General features: G+C 42.2%; 20 protein-coding genes. 4 read left to right on the top strand and 16 right to left on the bottom strand.

The features are described 5' to 3' along the window. Positions 1-4: 4 nt before the first annotated feature. Positions 5-949 (bottom strand): homoserine O-acetyltransferase MetA, encoded by a 945-nt coding sequence (gene metA / locus AAEY99_RS08390; RefSeq protein ID WP_101086687.1) that lies wholly within the window; start codon positions 947-949, stop codon positions 5-7. Positions 950-1310: 361 nt separating this feature from the next. On the opposite strand from metA, the gene AAEY99_RS08385 reads away from it, so the two are divergent. Further along, positions 1311-2054 (top strand): SDR family NAD(P)-dependent oxidoreductase, encoded by a 744-nt coding sequence (locus AAEY99_RS08385; RefSeq protein WP_192115256.1) that lies wholly within the window; start codon positions 1311-1313, stop codon positions 2052-2054. Positions 2055-2130: 76 nt separating this feature from the next. On the opposite strand, the gene ompW is transcribed toward AAEY99_RS08385, so the two are convergent. The 7 genes from ompW to phhA form a co-directional block, all read right to left on the bottom strand. After that, positions 2131-2778 (bottom strand): outer membrane protein OmpW, encoded by a 648-nt coding sequence (gene ompW / locus AAEY99_RS08380; protein ID WP_182744538.1) that lies wholly within the window; start codon positions 2776-2778, stop codon positions 2131-2133. 246 nt (positions 2779-3024) lie between these two features. After that, positions 3025-3690, bottom strand: a complete 666-nt coding sequence (locus tag AAEY99_RS08375) for a nucleotidyltransferase family protein (RefSeq protein ID WP_351010037.1) — start codon at positions 3688-3690, stop codon at positions 3025-3027. Then, entirely contained in the window at positions 3677-4327 is a 651-nt protein-coding gene (gene maiA, locus AAEY99_RS08370) for a maleylacetoacetate isomerase (protein ID WP_351010034.1), read from the bottom strand. The genes AAEY99_RS08375 and maiA overlap by 14 nt, the downstream gene beginning before the upstream one ends. 98 nt (positions 4328-4425) lie before the next feature. Further along, a complete protein-coding gene (locus tag AAEY99_RS08365) occupies positions 4426-5412 on the bottom strand; it encodes a fumarylacetoacetate hydrolase family protein (RefSeq protein ID WP_351010031.1) in 987 nt (328 codons plus the stop codon). Positions 5413-5649: 237 nt separating this feature from the next. Next, complete coding sequence (tyrR, locus tag AAEY99_RS08360) at positions 5650-7188, bottom strand: transcriptional regulator TyrR (RefSeq protein ID WP_101086681.1); 1539 nt, start codon at positions 7186-7188, stop codon at positions 5650-5652. 164 nt (positions 7189-7352) lie between these two features. Then, the gene (locus tag AAEY99_RS08355; RefSeq protein ID WP_351010028.1) at positions 7353-7691 is read right to left on the bottom strand and encodes a 4a-hydroxytetrahydrobiopterin dehydratase; all 339 of its coding nucleotides are present in this window, start codon (positions 7689-7691) and stop codon (positions 7353-7355) included. An 82-nt stretch (positions 7692-7773) separates the two neighbouring features. Beyond that, positions 7774-8571, bottom strand: a complete 798-nt coding sequence (phhA, locus tag AAEY99_RS08350; RefSeq protein ID WP_351010026.1) for a phenylalanine 4-monooxygenase — start codon at positions 8569-8571, stop codon at positions 7774-7776. Positions 8572-8924: 353 nt separating this feature from the next. Between phhA and galE the strand changes: the two genes are divergently transcribed. The 3 genes from galE to AAEY99_RS08335 all read left to right on the top strand — a co-directional run bounded on the left by galE (position 8925) and on the right by AAEY99_RS08335 (position 11367). Continuing rightward, a complete protein-coding gene (gene galE / locus AAEY99_RS08345; protein WP_162023469.1) occupies positions 8925-9950 on the top strand; it encodes a UDP-glucose 4-epimerase GalE in 1026 nt (341 codons plus the stop codon). A gap of 460 nt (positions 9951-10410) precedes the next feature. Continuing rightward, positions 10411-10896: a ferredoxin-type protein NapF gene (gene napF / locus AAEY99_RS08340; RefSeq protein ID WP_351010023.1), complete on the top strand. Its 486-nt coding sequence runs from the start codon at positions 10411-10413 to the stop codon at positions 10894-10896. Positions 10897-11007: 111 nt separating this feature from the next. Next, positions 11008-11367, top strand: a complete 360-nt coding sequence (locus AAEY99_RS08335; RefSeq protein ID WP_101086677.1) for a bactofilin family protein — start codon at positions 11008-11010, stop codon at positions 11365-11367. Here AAEY99_RS08335 and AAEY99_RS08330 read toward each other — a convergent pair. From AAEY99_RS08330 to AAEY99_RS08295, 8 genes are all read right to left on the bottom strand, one after another. Continuing rightward, positions 11364-11777, bottom strand: coding sequence for a GFA family protein (locus AAEY99_RS08330; protein WP_351010022.1), 414 nt, complete (start codon positions 11775-11777; stop codon positions 11364-11366). The genes AAEY99_RS08335 and AAEY99_RS08330 overlap by 4 nt on opposite strands. A 31-nt stretch (positions 11778-11808) precedes the next feature. Further along, the gene (locus AAEY99_RS08325) at positions 11809-12516 is read right to left on the bottom strand and encodes a DUF2982 domain-containing protein (protein WP_351010020.1); all 708 of its coding nucleotides are present in this window, start codon (positions 12514-12516) and stop codon (positions 11809-11811) included. Positions 12517-12586: 70 nt separating this feature from the next. Then, on the bottom strand, positions 12587-13345 hold the full coding sequence (locus tag AAEY99_RS08320) for an ElyC/SanA/YdcF family protein (protein WP_351010017.1): 759 nt from the start codon (positions 13343-13345) through the stop codon (positions 12587-12589). 142 nt (positions 13346-13487) lie between these two features. Further along, entirely contained in the window at positions 13488-14393 is a 906-nt protein-coding gene (gene mak, locus AAEY99_RS08315; protein ID WP_101086673.1) for a fructokinase, read from the bottom strand. Positions 14394-14466: 73 nt separating this feature from the next. Continuing rightward, positions 14467-15267, bottom strand: a complete 801-nt coding sequence (gene cysQ / locus AAEY99_RS08310; RefSeq protein WP_335691394.1) for a 3'(2'),5'-bisphosphate nucleotidase CysQ — start codon at positions 15265-15267, stop codon at positions 14467-14469. A 344-nt stretch (positions 15268-15611) separates the two neighbouring features. Next, complete coding sequence (locus tag AAEY99_RS08305) at positions 15612-16703, bottom strand: glycoside hydrolase family 16 protein (RefSeq protein WP_335691392.1); 1092 nt, start codon at positions 16701-16703, stop codon at positions 15612-15614. Between the two features lie 136 nt (positions 16704-16839). Continuing rightward, positions 16840-19458, bottom strand: a complete 2619-nt coding sequence (locus AAEY99_RS08300; RefSeq protein WP_502959500.1) for a glycoside hydrolase family 3 protein — start codon at positions 19456-19458, stop codon at positions 16840-16842. A 33-nt stretch (positions 19459-19491) separates the two neighbouring features. After that, complete coding sequence (locus AAEY99_RS08295; protein WP_351010013.1) at positions 19492-20799, bottom strand: sugar MFS transporter; 1308 nt, start codon at positions 20797-20799, stop codon at positions 19492-19494. Between the last annotated feature and the right edge of the window lie 72 nt (positions 20800-20871).

The raw sequence follows: 20871 nt of genomic DNA, 5'->3' as shown, positions 1-20871 counted from the left end.
AAGTTTACTTTTTACTTTCCCATGGTGTTTTCGCATTCATGTCAGACAAGTCATATGGCGTTAACTGGTAAACATAATAATTAAGCCAATTACTGACTAATAAGCTGCCATGACTATGCCAACGAACAATAGTATCTTGTGTTGGGTCATCTTGTCGGTAATAGTTTTGCGGAATATCTGGCTTGAGGCCTTCGCCAACATCGCGCACATATTCTTCATTCAAGGTGTCTTTTTGATATTCAGGGTGGCCCATAACAAACACATTATGATTATCACGACTGAGTACAATATACGCGCCAGCCTCGTCTGATTCAGCCAACACTTCTAAATCTGGATGTTGACGAATTTGTTCAATATCCATTTCAGCAAATCGTGAGTGCGGTGCAAAAAACTCATCATCAAAACCGCGCAATAGTGGGTGTGGGTCGCTGGTTCTTCGATGATTAAATACACCTGAACGTTTATTCGCTAATAACTGACGATGTAAATCATAAAGATGATACAAACCAGCATGAGCTGCCCAACACAAAAACAGTACTGAAGTGACATGTTGTTGTGACCAGTCAATAATTTCGCGAATGTGGTCCCAATACACCACATCTTTAAAATCAATTTTTCCTAACGGTGCGCCGGTAATAATCAAACCATCGTAATTGTTATTTCTAATGTCTTCAAAATCACGATAAAAAGTATTCATGTGATCCACTGATGTATGCTTAGATTCCTTATCATGAATGCGTAATAAATCGACCCCAACTTGCAAGGGCGTATTGCCCAGTAATCGCAACAACTGGGTTTCAGTTTCGATTTTATTAGGCATTAGATTCAAGATTAATACCCGCATTGGACGAATGTCCTGATTAGCAGCTCGGGTTTCAGACATCACAAAGATATTTTCTGACTCTAAAATACCTGCTGCAGGCAGGTTATCTGGAATTCGAACCGGCATACGTCTCACCTTTAGATTAATTAAACACATGTACTTGATTAACCAGCGCTCGATTAACCAACCAGCCTTTTCACAATAACGTTAATGTCTGTTATGTCACAGTTTCAACATTCAGTTTAGCGCTAAAAACAGCGGTCATCATCGATTGTCAAATGTCGTTTGCAAACATAACTAACCTACTCACCTAGCCTAAACCGCGACAGAATGGCTTATTGCTAACGTTAATATCGGTCAATCTGTTAGATAACCATCATACACTTGGATGGCTGGAAGTCTACACGTCTCAAGTTGAATTTTTTTCTTACTTGTTATCAACTGATGTTATTTCTATTATGAGTCATTATTTTTGATGAGATGAATCATGTCTACAGCGACAGCGATGATTATTGGCGCCAGCTCTCAACTGAGCCAAGCCTTAGCCAGACAGTTATCTGCACAGCAAGTTTCGCTGGTGCTTTTTGTTAACGACCCTGAATCACTTAACGAGTTTAGTCAAAGTCTGCCTGGCGATGTCAGTGTATATCCGTTAGTAATTAATCAACCTGACACACTAATAGCACAGCTGAATGCCGCCTGGAGCAAACATAATGGCGCCCATTTGGTGATTGTTAATACCGGTGTTAATGACTACGATTCTACCCTGCCTTGGGCAATTGATAAGCACACTATCGATATTAACGTAATGGGCTTTGCTGCGGCAAATAACTGTATTTTTAAATTAATGTGCGAGCAAGGTTACGGCCAACTAGCCGCCATTAACTCAATAGCCGGTCAACGTGGAGGGCCTAATGTGGCTTATCATGCCTCCAAAGCCTTTGCTGAAAATTACCTGCAAGGCTTGAGTATGCATGCACAACGATTAAAGCTGCCTATTACCATTAGTGATATTCAATTAGGGTTATTTGATAAAGCCGTTCATTTGAATACACAATTGCTGTTGTCGCCTATCGATAAAGTGGCTACACAAATCATCTCAGCCTTGCAAAAAGGTAAACGCCGAGTGTATGTCACTAAACGCTGGCGCATTGTCGCGTGGATAAATCGTTTATTACCAGAGTACATTTACAATACTCGCCATTGGAAACCGCGTAAAAAGTCTCCATAAGTGCCATCAACAAAAACAGGAACCCGTAGGTTCCTGTTTCATATGTTCGTTTTTCGCTAACGTATTCTACCCTAGCTTAATAAGTATAACCGACGCTGATCATGTAAACCCAAGGATCAATGTCTGTATCAACCACAACATGATCTGCCCCCATGTCAAAGCTCACATCCGTTGCAATTTGAGCATACCAAACAGACGCGTTAACCAACCATTTCTTGTCAATTTGATAATCAAGCCCAACTTGAGCCGCCACGCCCCAAGAGTTCGATAGGCTCAAATTATCTAAACCAAGATCTTTCGCCTCTTGAGTAAATTCACTGTCATAAAAGTTGGTAAAATTAACCCCTAAGCCAATATAGGGACGTAAAGCAGACTGTGAATCGCCAAAGTAATATTGTGCGACCAGTGTTGGAGGTAATTGCTTTGAGTCAGCAATTTTACCGAGTTCACCCAGTGACACATCGTGACTAAAAGGCGATGCCGCTAATAATTCAATACCGATATTATCAGTTAGCATATAACCAAAATTTAGCCCTAATTGGACATCGTTATCTACGCTAAATTCAGCAATATTTGCGACTACAGGGCTTGACTCATTTGGAGCAACCATTGCCACACCAGCACGAACAATAATATCTCCTGCTTGATGGGCCGCAGCACCAAATGAAAAACCAGCAGTTAATAAAGAAGCAGCAACTAAACTTAGGGTAATTTTCTTATTCATTTTTTAACACTCCTTGGCAATGACAACTAGATGCAATTCTGTGCATCCTTAACATTTGCGGTTAACCTACTGAAGTTAATCGTTAACATCATTGATTCAGATCAACAAAACAGCAGTACCCCTATAGAGGTACCTAATTAGATCCCAGACACATGATTTAGATCACAAAGTGAGGCGGTAAAGAGATGAAAGATGTATTTAACAGTTAGGTTTTGTGAGGTTGAACAGGTGAATTATTATTGATGATTAATCTGTTACAGATAGTTTGCAGTAATGCATTAACCATCCCTTTTGGGACACGCGATGGTTAAAAATAGCTTTGTCACGCTTTGGATTTGGACTTAATGACAAGTCAAACAAACAGCCTAAACCAAACACACTCGTCACGTGTAATTGAAACTCAGCTGTTGTATGGTCATCAGAGGGGACTAATTTAACCCCAATAGCCGTTTGTTTTTCTGGCCAAAATGACATGGCATCAACACAAGAACTATAGGGCACATCGCCATTTCTAAGGTGCATTCTGGCTTGATTTTTCACCGACCATGGCAGACCTATCTGCTTAACGAGTAAAGCTTCAATCGCCTGGTCTTCTGCAGAAGATGGGGTGTTATCACGCCAGTAAATGACATCAATGTCGTTTAAGGCTTGTGAAGCTAAGCCGTGCAAATTGTCCCAAATTAAATTGCGTATAAAACCCGCGCTAATTAACCAGTCGGTGATCCCTTGTTGTTGCATCACTTTCTGACACGTCATTAAGGCTGCCATTCTAAGTTCATCTTGTTGTAACCACTGCCACAACAAGAACAATGGCTTAGCCTGCCCATGTTGCAACTGTTCAATGGCCACTTGGTTTAACAGGGGCGGATTTAACTGGTGCTGATTAAACAAGGTTTGATTACGTCGCGTCATGCTGTTGTTCTGGCGCGGCATCAGCAAATGCAGGTAACTTATGGCACTCATCCCAAATTCTGACAATATTAGGATACGCAGCAAGCTCGAAATTAAAGCGTTTGGCATTATACACTTGCGGGATCAGACAAATATCGGCCAGCGAAGGAGTATCACCAAAGCAGAAACGTCCAGAATATCGGCTTAACTGCTGTTCTAAAGCAGCAAAGCCAAGGTGTATCCAATGGTGATACCAACGCATTTTATCAGCTTCTGAGACACCCATTTCGTTAACTAAATATTGTAATACTCGAAGATTATCTAAAGGATGAATTTCACATGCTATGGCTTGAGCCATGCTGCGAACAATAGCTCGCTGCTCAATATTGCTGGGAAGTAACGGTTGCTGAGGGTGTTTTTCGTCGAGGTATTCTATAATGGCTAACGATTGCGATAAGTTAATCTCGCCTGACTCATTATTGTCGATAAACGTCGGCACAAGATCCGAGGGGTTGAGTTGATGGTAAGCCTCAGAATGTTGCTCACCACCATTATTAACCAAATGAACTGAAATATGTTCAGCCGTTAACTGCTTTAAATTTAACGCAATACGCACGCGATATGCCGCACTTGAACGCCAGTAGCCATAGAGTTTCATGCAAATTCCCTTATTTTTATTTTAATCTGCCTAACAAAAAGGCAATAACGATTAATCGCTATTGCCTTTATATTTCGATTTATATCGCTTTCATAATCTTAAACTTTGTATTCAACCACTTTTTGATCGATAGAACCAAAGATACTCACACCGTTATCATCAAACATTTCAATGCGAACAGTGTCACCAAAATGCATAAAGGGTGTTGATGCTTTACCGTCGGCAATGATTTCAAGCATGCGTTTTTCAGCTAAACAACTTGAACCAGCACTGCGATCGTAGTTAGAAATAGTACCAGAACCAATAATTGCACCTGCGCCTAATGGACGTGTTTTAGCCACATGTTCGACTAACTGGCTAAAGTTAAACGTCATGTCGACACCGGCATTAGGGCGGCCAAACAACTCACTGTTTAAATGAGTCACTAACGGCAAATGTACTTTGCTGTCTTGCCATTTGTCACCTAACTCGTCTGGGGTAATCGCAATGGGTGAAAAGGCACTCGATGGCTTAGATTGGAAAAAGCCAAAGCCTTTGCCTAATTCACCTGGGATTAAGTTACGCAGTGATACGTCGTTAACTAACATCAATAATTTGATGTGCTTAGTTGCATCTTCGCTGTTAACACCCATGGCAACATCATCAGTAACAATAGCGATTTCTGATTCGAAATCGATACCGTATTCTTCACTGGCCATTTGAATATCCGCTTTAGGGGCGATAAAACAGTCAGAACCACCTTGATATACTAAAGGATCAGTCCAAAACGATGCAGGCATTTCAGCGCCACGCGCTTTGCGTACTAACTCAACATGGTTAACATACGCACTGCCATCGGCCCATTGGTAGGCTCTTGGTAAAGGAGATAAACAACGTGCTTCATCAAAATCTACTGCATTGTCCATCTGGCCGGCGTTTAGTGCTTCATACAACTCATTGAGTTGTGGGTATAACAAATCCCAAGCATCTAATAATTGCTGCATAGTATGGGCAATAGCGGGTACCGCGACTGTTTTGGTCAAATCTTTACTGACTAACATCAATTGGCCGTCGCGACGTCCATTGTGATAACTTGCAAGTTTCATTACTGCTCCTAAATTCTGGGTGAGATCTGCGTCCTACTCGATACAAGACTCTCAATCTAACCATAGAAATAACCGATCGTGACGGAAAATCCTATAGTAGGTTCTAAATCACATTTTTGCGGTGCTAATCGTGATTTGTAAATTATTCGTTACAAAACATAAAAGGCCACGTCAACACTGATTGTTAGCGTTAAAATGACCAAAATGCCAGCACTTGGCTGGCATTAAATCGTTACATTACTTTTTCTTACTAATACTGTAATCACGCAACTTGTTAGCAATAGCGGTATGAGACACACCTAACTTTTTGGCTAATTGGCGTGTACTTGGGTACGCGGGATATAACCGACGTAATAAACTGGCTTCATATTCTTTCATCGCCTCGTCTAACGTGCCTTCGAACTCTTCATCGAAGTAGCCAAAGCCTTCAGCATATGAAGGTAATTTAAGTTGCTCAACGGTCAATTCTGTTGAGCCATCCCACATTGATACCGCTCTAAAAATCGCATTTTTCAATTGGCGCACATTACCCGGCCATGCATAAGTAAATAGGTAATCGCGACAACTTGCCGATATACGTCTTAAGGGACTCGATAACTGCTGACTATAATGCTCTAAAAACATCTCAGTTAATGGAATCACATCTACACGACGCTCACGCAGTGATGGCATGTGATAGCTTAAGACATGGATTCGATAGTACAAATCTTCTCTAAACTCACCGGATTGGCAAAGTTCAGCCAAATGTTTTTGGGTTGAACAAATAATCCGCACATCGGCGCGTACTTCTTCATCGCCACCAATCCGTCTAAAAGTTCCGTCTTGTAATAAACGCAATAATTTAACTTGTGCGGTTTTAGACATCTCGGCAATTTCATCAAGAAACACCGTACCGCCTTTTGCTTCTTCAAATAGACCGCGTTTAACGACGGTGCCATTGCTAACAAAGCCAAACAACTCTTCCTCTGCGACACTATCGGGCAAAGCCGCACAGTTTATCGCGATAAAAGGATGTTCACGGCGCATGCTGGCATCATGACTCGCACGGGCCATCAACTCTTTACCCGTTCCCGTTTCACCGGTGATAAGTAACGGTGCATCAAGTTGCGCCATACGCTTGGCTTGCTTGAGTATGTCTTTCATTTTGTCACTGATAGCCAATACATTATCAAAACCAGTGGTTTGATTTTGCAGAGCATTAAACTGTTTACCCACTCTAGCGGGTGATTTCAGCGAGATAACCGCACCCGCCAAAATAGTTTTTTCATCGTCATCGGGTAAGTAAATTGGCAGCATTTCAGCCAAATACTCGCTCGAGTTAATTTGAACTCGTGTGGCTTGCGCCAACACCGGTATTTCACTCATCCAACGAGCAAAGTTAAACCCTTGTACCCAATGATTAAGTGACTCGCCCACCACTTCATGTTCAGCCATACCAAGCGTCAATAATGCCGACTCATTGGCTATGCGGATCCGCCCTTTCGCGTCTGTTGAAAACACCGAATCGGGTAAGGTTTTAAGTAAGGTTTTTAGGGCGTAATGTTCTTGCTCTGACGGCATAAAAGATACGGTACGGACATCATGCACACTTTCGACTTTACGAATTTGTGGCATTAGCTCACGCAGGGTTTCGAAACTGATTTCTGCAAACTGCAAAAACAGGAAACCTTTATTACTGGCATCAATGGCAATTAAGTTAATACCATGTTTTTCAAGCACGACGAGGATGTCTTTCGCTAAACCCACGCGATCGATACAGCTGACTTCCAAACGCATAATGTAACGATTCCCTATTTATTAATGTTTTATTGCGGAAATTTGGCATAACGTTAGAGGGATATGGCTTCAGTGGCAAGTGAAGTTTACAGCAGAATTGTAACAGAGAAACTATTTCAGCACATTACGTTAACGTAACATGCTGAAATGGATGGCGATAGTAACTAGTCTAACAACTGGTCTGTCTTGGCAGCCATAATGAAATCGTTTTTGTGTAAGCCTTTAATTGAGTGTGACCACCACGTCACTGTGACTTTGCCCCATTCGGTTAAGATACCTGGGTGATGGAACTCAGCTTCAGCTAAATCGGCCAACTTATTAGTAAAGGCCATCGCTAACTTAAAGTTTTTAAATTTATATACCCGCTCTAACTGCATAATGCCGTCACGAACTTCAATGCCCCAATCAGGGATCATACCGACAAGCTCTGCTAACTCTGCATCCGTTACTTTTGGTGCATCTGCTTGGCATGCTTCACATTTCATCTCGGTTAATGCGTTCATTTGTACTCCTTGGCTTAATTAAATAGTGTCTCACTTGCAGATTGTTGAGCTATCTTATTGGTTGCTCTGCTGCAATAAATCGTTAACTGGCTTTGACTTTTAGAGCAAATTTAGGCTCAAACATGCCTAACTGACGTGCTTTTGTCACCATGCTCATAATGTCCATACGAGCAATTTCGTCTAAATAGTCAATATGATCGATAACATAATAAATAGGTTGCATGATATCAATACGATATGGTGTGCGCAGTACGTCGAGTAAATCAAACGGCTTACGTTCAGGGCTGTCACTTAATGCATACATGGTTTCACCCGGTGAACTTAAAATGCCGCCGCCGTATATTTGCAGTGATTCATTTTTCGCCTGAACCAAACCGAACTCAATAGTAAACCAATATAATCGCGCCAGAAACACGCGCTCTTCTTTTGATGCCGCCAGCCCTAACTGTCCATACATATGTGAAAAATGCCCAAATGATGGATTAGTTAATAACGGACAATGGCCAAATATCTCATGAAAAATGTCAGGTTCTTGCAGGTAATCAAACTCTTCTTTGCTGCGAATAAACGTCGCGACTGGAAACTCTTTATTGGCCAGTAACTCAAAGAAACGCCCAAATGAAATCAGTGCAGGCACTGCAGCAGTTTTCCAACCCGTTGCATCAAGTAACACTTTATCGATTTCAGGCAATTGTGGAATGCGATCAACTGACATGCCTAATGCATCTAAGCCTTGTAAATAGGCTTGGCATGCGCGGCCCGGCATATTCGTCACTTGGCGCTGATACAATTGTTGCCATAATTGATTCTCATGCTCTGAGTAATCAATGTAACCTTGGGCATCAGGTTGGTGTGCAATATACTTTGTTGCTGTACTCATAGGTTCCACTTTACGTCAACTTCACTCCCTACATAGTGTGCTAAGGGTGATGTTTTGTTAACTCCTTCACAGTTTATTGTCTTGCCATAATGTAGTGCTAATCGTAAACAAATAAATACAACTACTGATTTAGCTCTCACTCAGCGCCCATTTTTATAACTACTTTTGACTCACTTTATAGGAAAGCTGACCGGTATTAATTTGAACGTGCCATCAATAATTTAAATGGCAATTGAACTGTGATAATTTACAATACATGAGAGGCTATTTATCTAACTGACCTGATAAAAGTTGATCGCCAAAAATCAACCAGCCCTATAACTTGACTCATTAATTCACAGGACGATTAAACTATGACAATTTTGGTAACCGGCGGCGCAGGCTATATTGGTACACATACCGTAGTAGAGCTATTAAAGGCCGGACAGAAAGTGGTCATCGTAGACAATCTATCAAACTCAAGTGTTGAAGCGTTGGCTCGAGTTAGAACCATTACCGGTAAAGATGTTACGTTTTATCAAGGCGACATTCTAAACAAAGCCTTACTGCAAAAAGTTTTTGCAGATCACAGCATCGAATCCGTCATTCATTTTGCAGGATTAAAAGCTGTCGGTGAATCGGTCGAAAAACCATTGAAATATTACGAAAACAACGTCACCGGTTCCATCATTTTATGCCAAGTCATGGCTGAAAATAACGTCAAAAACTTAGTTTTTAGCTCATCTGCCACGGTTTACGGCGATCCCGCTAGCTTACCCATTAAAGAAGATTTTCCTACTGGCGCAACCAACCCTTATGGCCAGTCAAAATTGATGGTTGAGAATATTTTAGCTGACTTGCATAACTCGGATAACAGCTGGAATATAGCTCGTTTGCGTTACTTTAATCCAGTCGGCGCTCACGAAAGTGGCTTGATTGGCGAAGACCCTAACGATATTCCTAATAACTTGATGCCATTTATTGCCCAAGTTGCTGTTGGTAAACGCCAACAATTAAGCGTTTTTGGTGATGATTACAACACACCAGATGGCACAGGCGTACGTGATTATATTCATGTTGTTGATTTAGCTATGGGTCACTTGCAAGCACTTAAAAAGCTGCAAACTAAACCTGGGCTGGTGACTTATAACCTCGGTACGGGCATAGGCTACAGCGTGTTAGACATGGTCAAGGCATTTGAAAAAGCTTGTGGCAAAACCATTGCTTATCAAATTAGTCCTCGCCGCCCTGGTGATATTGCAGCCTGTTATGCCGACCCAAGCTTTGCCGCTACAGAATTGGATTGGCGTGCAACCCATACCGTTGAAGATATGGCAAATAGCAGTTGGAAATGGCAATCAAATAATCCTGATGGTTACAATACCAACGCCATTAATTAGGTGATCTATCAGAGTCACTCAGGTTTTTCAGTTTGAGGCGCATTGTTGAAAGAATGGTTATTCCCTTATGGAACAATGTAACAAAAAATGGAAAGCCTGAGTGGCTCCCGCAGGACGAGTTTATGCACCTACTATGCTGCTTAATAGTATTTTGACGTACGACGGCATGGTCTATTTTTTTCTATAAAAAATAAGACATTGCCACCATCCATGGCGGCAAGATGCACGAGATAGAGCAACGTAGGAGCTGTTACCGAGAGCAACTATGCCTACAATCCTATTGCTTGCCTAGAAGAATTGCTTGCCTAGAAGAATTACTTGCCTAGAAGATGCCGATTCTCGCTGAATGACCAGATAATTATTGGAATTGGTATGAATTGCCAAGCGCTTAACAATTTTGTGCTGCAGTTAATGCTAATATTGATTGCAGCAAATATATTTAAGCTCAATTGGAACCGAAATGAACCAAGGTATTAATCAAAGTCGCCGTAATCTATTTAGTCGCAGAAAATCCAATGTTACCCGCCCGCCGTGGAGCAAAACGGATCAAGAGTTTACTGACAATTGCACACGCTGTGACAAGTGTATTACCGCCTGCGAAACCCAAATAATTAAACGCGGTGAAGGTGGTTTTCCTGAAATAGATTTCACTAAAGATGAATGTACCTTCTGTAAGCAATGCGTTGATGTGTGCCCAGAGCCTGTATTTGATCGCGATCAATTATTACCTTGGTCAATTACAGCAGCGATAAAAGACAACTGTTTAACCCATGAAGGTGTTTGGTGTCAGAGCTGCAAAGATGCCTGCGACCCTCGCGCAATTAGTTTTATTATGGCAATAGGACAAGTGCCTAAACCCATGATAGATACTGAGGCCTGTACTGGTTGTGGTGCTTGTGTGTCTCCTTGCCCCGCGGATGCGATACTCATTGGCAATTCAAACTGATTTATCCTCCAAAATGTAGAAAGATGTTATAAATACAGTCAGCGATTTTAGTGTTGTTTATCAACCTATCACGTTATATTACCGACATAATACCAACTTAAGAGCACTAAGATGTTTCGTCAAAAGCAACCGGCTAATCCACTCAGTTTTATCGCCCAAGAATGCCATTTAACCGGTAAACTCATTTTTAGTGGTGATGTCCTAATTGCAGGTCATGTGAGTGGTGACATCAAAGCGCAGGGCAATGTAACCATTGAAACTAGTGGCACTGTCGATGGTGATATTTTATGTCGCGAGTTAATGATTGCTGGCCAATTAGCAGGTAAAGCGCGTTGTAAAAAAATCACCCTCCATGAGCAAGGGATTTTTGAAGGCGATGCTTATTGTGAAAATATTGAAATTTTAGATGGTGGCCAGTTTTTAGGTTATCGTCACAGAGAGCCTCTTACGAGTACTTCATCAGAAAGTTAATCTGGTTTTTTAGCTGCTGTTTTACCTGCCTTATAACGCGGGCAAGAATCATCTATCTTTAACCAACTAACCTGCTCGTCAGTGTGTATATGATAAGTCGGTGGTACTAGGTTTGGTTGGTCTAAAGAGGCTATCGACAATGAAGTGTATTGTGGATAATCTAAATGTCGGTAAGTCAATGAACAGCCACAGCGCTTACAAAAACCACGTCGAATGTTATCTGAAGAGGCAAATTCAGTCACCGGTCCTTGTAACCACTGCACTTTGTCTGTATGAAAACCCATCCAGCTCATGACTACCGCACCAACACTTTTACGACATTGATTACAATGGCAATGATCGGCTTCAAATGGCATACCGTTAACTTGATAACGTATCGCGCCACATAAACAACCGCCTTGTAATGCCATTTGAACACCTGCTACATGATTGTTAGTCGTTTCATTCGATATCTGTCGCAGATGTTGTGTGCTGCTGAGTTTGTAGTTGGGCTTGCTGTTGCCATTGACGCAACAAAGTCACAAACTCTTTCGGTTCTCGATCTAAATTATCAATCGATAAATACACATGGTAACCCAACTGTTCGTTTAACGTTTGACAGCGATGACCAAACATTGCCAATACCCCACGGTAACGTTCACCATTGACCACTAGCGGCGTAAATTCAGCCCCCAAATAACCTTCTAAACTTTGTAAATCTTCATCTTGGGTGGCCGCAGTCATGAGTAATGGCCGCTGTTCGGTCAGTAAACCAGTGGCAAGACGGGGTGAAATACAGTCTAAAATGGGATTAATCTGTTTAAGCTTAACGCCAATATAAGGTAGCTCAATCAACTGCAAGTTTTGATTTACTCGGGCACAATCGACTCGTTGAATATTATGCCATTCAATAAACACTTGGCCGCGGCGATGAAAAAATGCCACACCTGCAGGAGTTAGCTTAAAACTAACCGCCGGCTGATGCACTTTAGCGACACCTAAAATGAGTGCCACTGAGCCTAATGCAAAGCACAACATTCCTACGGCAAAAAAACCGTTAAGGCCGATAAAAACAATCAAGCTAGCCGTTAAACTGATGGCACCAACCACCGTTAAGGTTATGCCATTTCGTTTGGCAAAAGGGCTAATTAGTAACTCATCATTGACCACGGTTTGTCCTTTAAACTAAATATAATAAATAAGGTTTTTAATATCGCTTTGCGTCTTTTGGCTAATACATTTAATCAGCAGTCATACCTTTAATATTAAGCCACAAGATGCCAACATATTCATGGATAGATTTTTGCGAAGCTAGCAGTTGCTCTGCATCTAAACGCCACCAGAAACCTTGTTGTGCGATAAAATCACTCGGCGCAGGCTGGGGTTGCATTCCTAATGAGGTGAATATCATCATCGCCCGCGGCATATGAGTTGCTGAAGTGACTAATCGAAATGGTTGCAGCCCAATTCGCTGTTGTAAAGCATAGGCCTCTTCAATAGTGTCTTTGGGTTCATTAAAGGCCACAATACTGGCTTTGGGGATCCCTAACTCTTCTGCAGCTTGAGCCATAATGGTCGCATGAGCTGTCTTCAGATATCCGCCACTCCAACCACTCACAATTAAAGTGCATTGCTGTCCCAACCTAAACTGACGAACGCCTTCGGTTAAACGAGCCAGTGCTGTTGATGATAGTTGCTGCACTGCAGTATGGCCTTGTTGCTCACGATTGCCTGAACCTAATACCATCACAACACAAGAACCAGTAATCGGTTGATGATTAACGTTATGCTGTGATTCTAATGAATCTGCTAAAAAATAGCTCACTTGCGATTGGCTTGTTAATGTTAGCACCACGATAGCGGTAACCAAGAGCACTCGGCCAAATTGCAGTAACGTTACACGATTCGTTCGCCATAAAATGGCAGCCAGAACGAACAACATTATGCTAAAAGGAATTGGCATCACCAATTGTGACAACAGTTTTTTAAGCCAAAACATTAATTATTCACTTCGTTTATCATTATTGCGGCTAGTTTATCGTTATCGAGCACTAAAACAAACTCAAAACAAAAACGGCACCTTTAAGTGCCGTTTAATCTACTGTAATACTTAATGTATTTGCATATCGCGTAAGAAGTGATTACTTCTCGTCTTTGCCCCACAACCATGCTGCACCGCGAACACCAGATGATGCACCAAACTTATTTTTAACCACTTGGGTACCACATTCACGGCCAACAACATATTTGGGTAACACTTTAGGTAATTCAGTATAAATAGCTTCAATATTAGAGACGCCGCCGCCAAGTACAATCATGTCTGGGTCCATCATATTAATCACGTGTGCGAGTGAACGCGCTAAGCGATCGATATAACGTTCAAATGCGGCTGTGGCTAACGGATCGCCTTGTTGCATCATCTCAGAAATTTGAATACCGCTAGTGGCATCACCACCCGCTTCACGAAAATCACGAACAAAGCCTGTGCCAGAAATAAAGGTTTCAATACAGTCACGATTACCACAAAAACAAGTAGTGGTATTAAACTCATCTGCTGTCATCCACGGTAATGGGTTATGTCCCCACTCTCCGCCAATGCCATTACCGCCGCCATGGACACGACCGTTAATCGCAACACCTGCACCACAACCGGTACCAATAATGCCGCCAAATACAACCCCTTTACCAGCAGCTGCGCCATCAACGGCTTCTGATACTGCAAAACAGTTCGCATCATTAGCTACACGTACTTCACGGCTTAATACTTCACTTAAATCTTTATCCAGCGGATGACCGTTAATCCAGGTTGAATTAGAGTTTTTTACCAAGCCAGTAAACGGTGACACAACACCTGGAATGCCAACCCCAACAGAGCCGGTTTGGCCCGTTGCTGATTCTGCATCAGCCACTAAGCTGACAATGGCTTCAATGGTACCAGGATAGTTTTTTGGCGTTGGAATGCGCTTTCTGAAAATTTCAGATCCATCATCGGCTAAAGCCACTATTTCAATTTTTGTACCACCGAGATCGACGCCCATGCGCATCATAACTTGTCACTCCATTTGCTTATTATTAATTGGGGTTCCATATTGGGCTTGCAAGAGCTGATAACGATTAGCGCTATTTGCGTGCAAACCATGCCGATGAAGCAGCAATAAAATACGGATTTAAAATATTTTCTTTTTGGTTGTATTGCAGCGGTGTAAGCGCTGGATATTCAACCACCTGACCACCAGCACTTTCTAATACTGCTTGCGCTGCGGCGGTATCCCATTCACTGGTTAGGCCTAATCTTGGATACACATCTGCTTGCCCTTCGGCCACCATACAAAATTTTAATGAACTGCCGACGCTTAACATTTGGTGTTCGCCAATAGTCTGTAAATAAGCGGCAACATCAGGGCTAACGTGAGAGCGGCTTCCGACTACAATAGGTGGCGATTGCAATGCTCTGTCACGAATATCTAATAACGATATTTGTCCGTTATATTCAAGCCATGCCCCTTGACCAACAATACCGCTATAACATTTGTCTAATACTGGTGCATATACCACACCGGCAATGGCTTTGCCTTGGTGAATAAGGGCGATGTTGACGGTAAATTCGCCATTGCGTTTAATAAATTCTTTGGTGCCATCTAGCGGATCGATCAACCAATACGTTTGCCACGTTTGTCGCTCTGCCCAGCTGATATCAGCCGCTTCTTCACTCATTACAGCAATATCAGCAAAATGCTGTTTAAGGCCAGCGACAATCACATTATGGCTGGCAATATCGGCTGCAGTAACAGGGCTATCGTCTTGTTTAACCTCAATCTGCAAATCAGTTTGAGCATAAACCTGCATAATCGCAGTACCTGCATCTTTAGCAATGGCGACTACCTGTTCTAGCTCAGCTAGAGAAAATGTAATGTTCGACAAATCAATTCCTTAAAATTTATAACGGCTTCAATACCATTAAGGTGCATTTGCTCCATTATGCCATTGTTGACATCATAAATTTATATAATCATTTGATCGCACTTAAACTAAAACACTCTGATCATGCCATTACATGATTACAACATACTGACAACACCTCTAAACTTGCTCGATACTAAGCTAAACCACTCACCACTCAAAGCAAACAGTGCATCTTTGCATTCGTATTCAGTTAAAAATCAACATCATAAAATGACACTATTAGCTGGGATATCACAGTAAAAAACCATCGTCACTCACAGTACTGGCTGATAATTATTGACTACATAAAACAAAACCCACTGTTAAAGCGCTGAGTCTAGTGACATAATTTCTGGTGCTATTTTGCCTAAGGTAACGTCAACACTGCCATCAATTGTTTCGCATCCGGCACCTGTTTTAGGTGATTTAGCACATTCATATACACGCACGTAATCCACTAACATCGACTGCGGAAAAATCGACTCATCGATACCGGTTTTATTCACATTCGCGGCCCATGCGCCACCCACAGCAAGATTAAGTAACATGTGAAATGGCTGATTAAACGGTGCATCATCAGGTGCGTTGACCACATCACCATTATCATCGACATACTGGCTAAACCAACCCGATGCTCGTTGAGTGGCAAAATGAACATCATCGACATACCAACGGATTTCACCTTGTTGCCATTCAACAGCATAAACATGGAAGTCGTCTGCAGGATTGAGGTCATGTGGTAAACGATATTCTGTGCCCGTATAAACATTGTTGGGCCATTGTTTACCGTAATGTAATGTGCCATGTACTGCAGACTCTGGCGCCTTATCGTCGGTAACAACCTTAAGGTTTACGGCCTCCATAATGTCTATTTCACCTGATCCAGCCCAAGGACCGTATACCCAATCTGTCGGTAACATCCATATCGCCGGCCAAGTCCCCTGACCTTGCGGTAATTTGGCGCGAATTTCAAAACGGCCGTATTTCCAATCACCTTTGTTTTTCGATACTAAACGAGCAGAGGTGTAATCTAATGTTTTCGATGTATCGTTTACGTCATAGCTTGGATCAGAATCATTTACTGCAGGCCCAGAAAAGGTTTCTCTTAATGCCGTAATCGCTAACAAACCATCACTAACTGCAGTATTTTCAGGCCGTGAGGTATAGCACTGAGCCTCATCATTGCCACCACCATAACAATCAACTGCAAAGCTCCACTTAGCAGTGTCTATTTGGTTACCCTCAAACTCATCTTGCCAAACCAGTTGCCAACCTGATACTGCGGTATTGGATACCATAGTATCTGTAGCTTGTTCTGTTACATCATCAGCATTACAGCCAGACAAAAATATGACCGACAAAGTCAACGCAGTTAAGCAGGATACAAATGAATGATGCTTATTGAGCTTGTTCATTTTTGGCCTTATCCATTTATCGTTCTCTGTTTGCCGCACGCAGTAGTAAAACAACAAGCGTCGCCAACCATTACTATTTAAAATTGAGTTTAACTAACCCTATCTAATGACTCAGATAGGGCTAATTCGCTTTTAATTAGTTACATTGTATGGTGTTTTCTGCTGATGCAGCTTGAATGACCACATCACTGAAACGAATTTCCACTGCCGCGTCGGTGGCAAGGTAAAATGGCATCACAATTTTAGCAAAATCCATTGGTTCATCAGCAAAACATGCCAATGAAAAGCTTAAACGTTGCCATTCACCTAATTGAGTATTCACCTGCTTGGCAATATCGATTTGCTTACGACAATCACCTTCACATGCCAACCCTAGCCATAACGGCTTTTGCAGTGCTTGTGTTGCATTAATACTCACTGATAACGTGGCATCACTATTACTGTAAGCCCTTAAATCACGAGGGAAATTACTAATTAAACCTACAGTGCCCAGCTCATTACCATTAAACGATACCAAGCGCGCATCTTCTTGAACCACACGATCCATAGTACGAATGGTTAATGCGCTATTTTGCGCTACGCTACTGGTTAACCCTTGGCGCTCAGAAGCGTTAGCGATGAACATTGACCAAGGCGATTTCACTGCGCGCTCAAATAAAGGTAAATCTTCTAGTGTTTGAGTTGCAGCTAAATTGTCTTCCGACAAATTGTCTAACACAACCGCATCACTGGCAGTAGATTGGTAAGTTAAGCCATAGCCATAAGGTATAAGCGGCTGATAATCAGCTTGTGCTTGTTTAGTGTTGTATTGGGCTAATGGCACATTAATCTGAGTTTGCTGAGGTGTCGCAGGCCATGAGAATGACAATTTACCGACAAAATCATGAGCAACTTTGCCATCAGCCTGAGTAAATAACACATCTGCAACGCCTTGCCCTTCAGAACCCGGTAACCAGGCTGCGACAAATGCATCAGAGCTGTTTAACTCAGCATTAACCCACATAGGACGGCCACTAATAAACACAGATACCACTGGAATACCTTGCGCTGTTAACTTCTGCAATAAAGCAAGATCACGCTTGTCTCCACGTTGATATTCTACGTTATCAATGTCGCCGTTACCTTCTGCATACGGCTCTTCACCAAACACAACAATCGCAACATCTGGCTTTTGCTGTGGTTCAAATTCACCCGCAACACTTAATGTTGTTGTGCCACCAGCTTGAGTGACCAATTTATCAATACCAGCGTAAATTGACGTAGCACCAGGAAAATCACTATTTTGGTTATCAGTACCCTGCCACGTAATGGTCCAGCCACCCGATTGTTTACCGATATTATCCGCAGCATCACCTGCAACCAACACCTTTGCATTAGGCGCTAAAGGCAATAAACCTTGATTGTTTTTAAGCAGTACTAAAGATTCACGAACGGCTTGACGTGCCACCTCACGGTGACTTGCTTGGCCAATTAATTCAGTTTTACCCGATAACGGCCGATTGGCAGGGCTAGGTTTGTCAAACAAACCTGCACGGAACTTAACCCGTAAAATACGTTTAACCGCATCATCAATACGCGCTTGGCTTATTTCACCATTATTCACCTGTGCAATGGTGTTTTCATATAACGGTTTCCAAGCGGCAGTTGGCACCATAAAGATATCTAAACCGGCATTGACGGCTTGCGCACACGACTCATTAGTACAATTTTCGATTTGTCCGTGACCGTTCCAATCACCTACCACAAAACCATCGAAATTTAATTTATCTTTAAGTACATCTGTTAATAGATATTTATTGCCATGATTTTTAACCCCATGCCAGCTATTAAATGATGCCATAACACTTTGTGCCCCAGCATTGAGTCCCCCCACATAGCCTTGTGCATGTATGTCATATAAGTCTTGTTCGCTGGCAATATTATCGCCTTGATCGATGCCATTTTCGGTGCCGCCATCGCCTAAAAAGTGCTTAACCGTTGAAATCACATGTTGATCAGATAAAAAGTCACCATTAACAGAACCTTGCAGGCCCTCAACGATGGCGTAAGAATAGGCTTTGACGATTTGTGGGTCTTCTGAATAACCTTCATAAGTTCGACCCCAGCGATCGTCTCTCACTACGGCAACTGTGGGTGCAAATACCCAATCGATACCGGTCACCATCACTTCTTTTGCCGTGATAGCGGCTATCTTTTCAATTAACTTAGGGTTATTAGCCGCCCCTAAACCAATGTTATGCGGGAACAAAGTCGCGCCGATAACATTGTTATGACCGTGTACGGCATCGGTGCCCCACATGGTTGGAATATTAATCCCATCAACACTGTCATCGACCGATGCTTGATACAAAGATTCCGCCAGTGCAATCCAATCTGCAGGCGTAGCATGTTTGTCATTGTTAGGGTATGCACCACCACCATTGAGATACGAGCCAAAACCATATTTACGCATATCTTCAACGGTAATATCGCGAATTTCAGGTTGGATCATTTGCGCGACTTTTTGCTCTATAGTCATTTTAGCCACTAACGCATCAATTTTGGCTTCTAAAGCATCATCTTTGGCGATAGCAGGCTTAAGATCCGGCCAAATGGCTAATGACGACTTAGCTGCTGTATCACCAACCATGGCAGGGGTAACTGCTGTTTTTTTATCTTGTTGAGTGGCGTTATTGTTCTCGCCGCACCCACTTAAGCCGAGCAATACGCCTAAGGCTATCAAGCTTGTTTTTGTCGGTGTGCTGACTTTATGCATGCACTGTAATTGAGTTAATCTCATGGTCTTCCCTTATACCTTATCTGCGAATACTGGACGTTTTGCAGCACATCCAATCAAACCGTAATAACCAATAAATACGTAACATAACAAAGGTAGAATAAAGGCTAATTGAATGCCTAAACTGTCAGCTAACATGCCTTGTAATAATGGTAAAACAGCACCTCCGACAATGGCTAAGCATAAAATACCCGAACCTTGACTGGTGTGCTGTTTTAAATCTTGTAGCGCTAAACTGAAAATGGTTGGGAACATGATTGAATTACACAAGCCGACTAGCAACAATGCCCACATGGCAACGGTACCGACACTCAACATGGCTGCTGCCACTAAAACACACGCACACAGCGCATTAAACGCGAGTACTTTGCCTGCGTTAATTTTTTGCATGACTGCAGCACCAATAAAGCGCCCAACCATCGCGCCACCAAAGTAGTAAGCAATGTAATGCGCAGCCTCCGATTCAGACACGCCGCCAATATCATCTTGAGTTAAAAAACTAATTAAAAAGCTGCCAATCCCTACTTCGGCGCCCACATAAACAAAAATACCCACGGCACCCAGCACCAAATGCGGGTATTGCCATGCGCTACCTTTTACAGCGGCATTAGACTGAGTGTCTCGTTTGCCCAGTAAAGGCAGTTTTAACAACATAAAAATGAATGCTAATACAAACAACGCACCCGCTAAAATAAGGTAAGGCGTTTGTACTGCAGAGGCTTGTTGCTGAATCGATAGCTGGCCAATCACTTCGCCAACCTCAGTGACTTTGCTGTCATGTTCAACGGTCGATAAAATTAACCAACTACCAAAAAATGGCGCCACCGTGGTGCCTAATGAATTAAATGCTTGGGTTAAGGTTAAACGAGACGATGCGGTTTCGGCTGGGCCTAATACGCTCACATATGGATTTGCTGATACTTGCAAGATGGTAATGCCCGAAGCCAGTACAAAAAAAGCAAATAAAAACATATTGTAAGAGCCATAACTGGCCGATGGATAGAACAGTAAACACCCTACACAAGCAATAACCAATCCGGTAATAATACCTTTTTGATAACCAATTTTACCGACTAGGGCTCCTGCCGGAATAGACACAATAAAATAGGCTCCGAAAAAGCAGAACTGTACCAGCATTGCTTGGGTGTAATTAAGGTCGAACATGTTTTTTAAATAAGGGATTAAAATATCATTTAAACAGGTTAAAAAGCCCCACATAAAAAATAACGAGGTTAACGCTATCAAAGCAAAACGAAAGTTGCCTTGCTGGTGAGTCGAATCGGCATTTGCCAACTCAGGTTGAAGCGGTGAAGTCGCCATGACATTCCCTTATTGTTGTTAATAGTTATCTTGGGTTGCAGTACATAACGCCATTGAATGGATACCAATAAT

Source organism: Shewanella sp. S1-58-MNA-CIBAN-0166 (assembly GCF_040310085.1).
Classification (GTDB): Bacteria; Pseudomonadota; Gammaproteobacteria; order Enterobacterales; family Shewanellaceae; genus Shewanella.
Note: the sequence above shows the minus strand (reverse complement) of the source record. Positions and strands in the feature narration are given on the sequence as shown.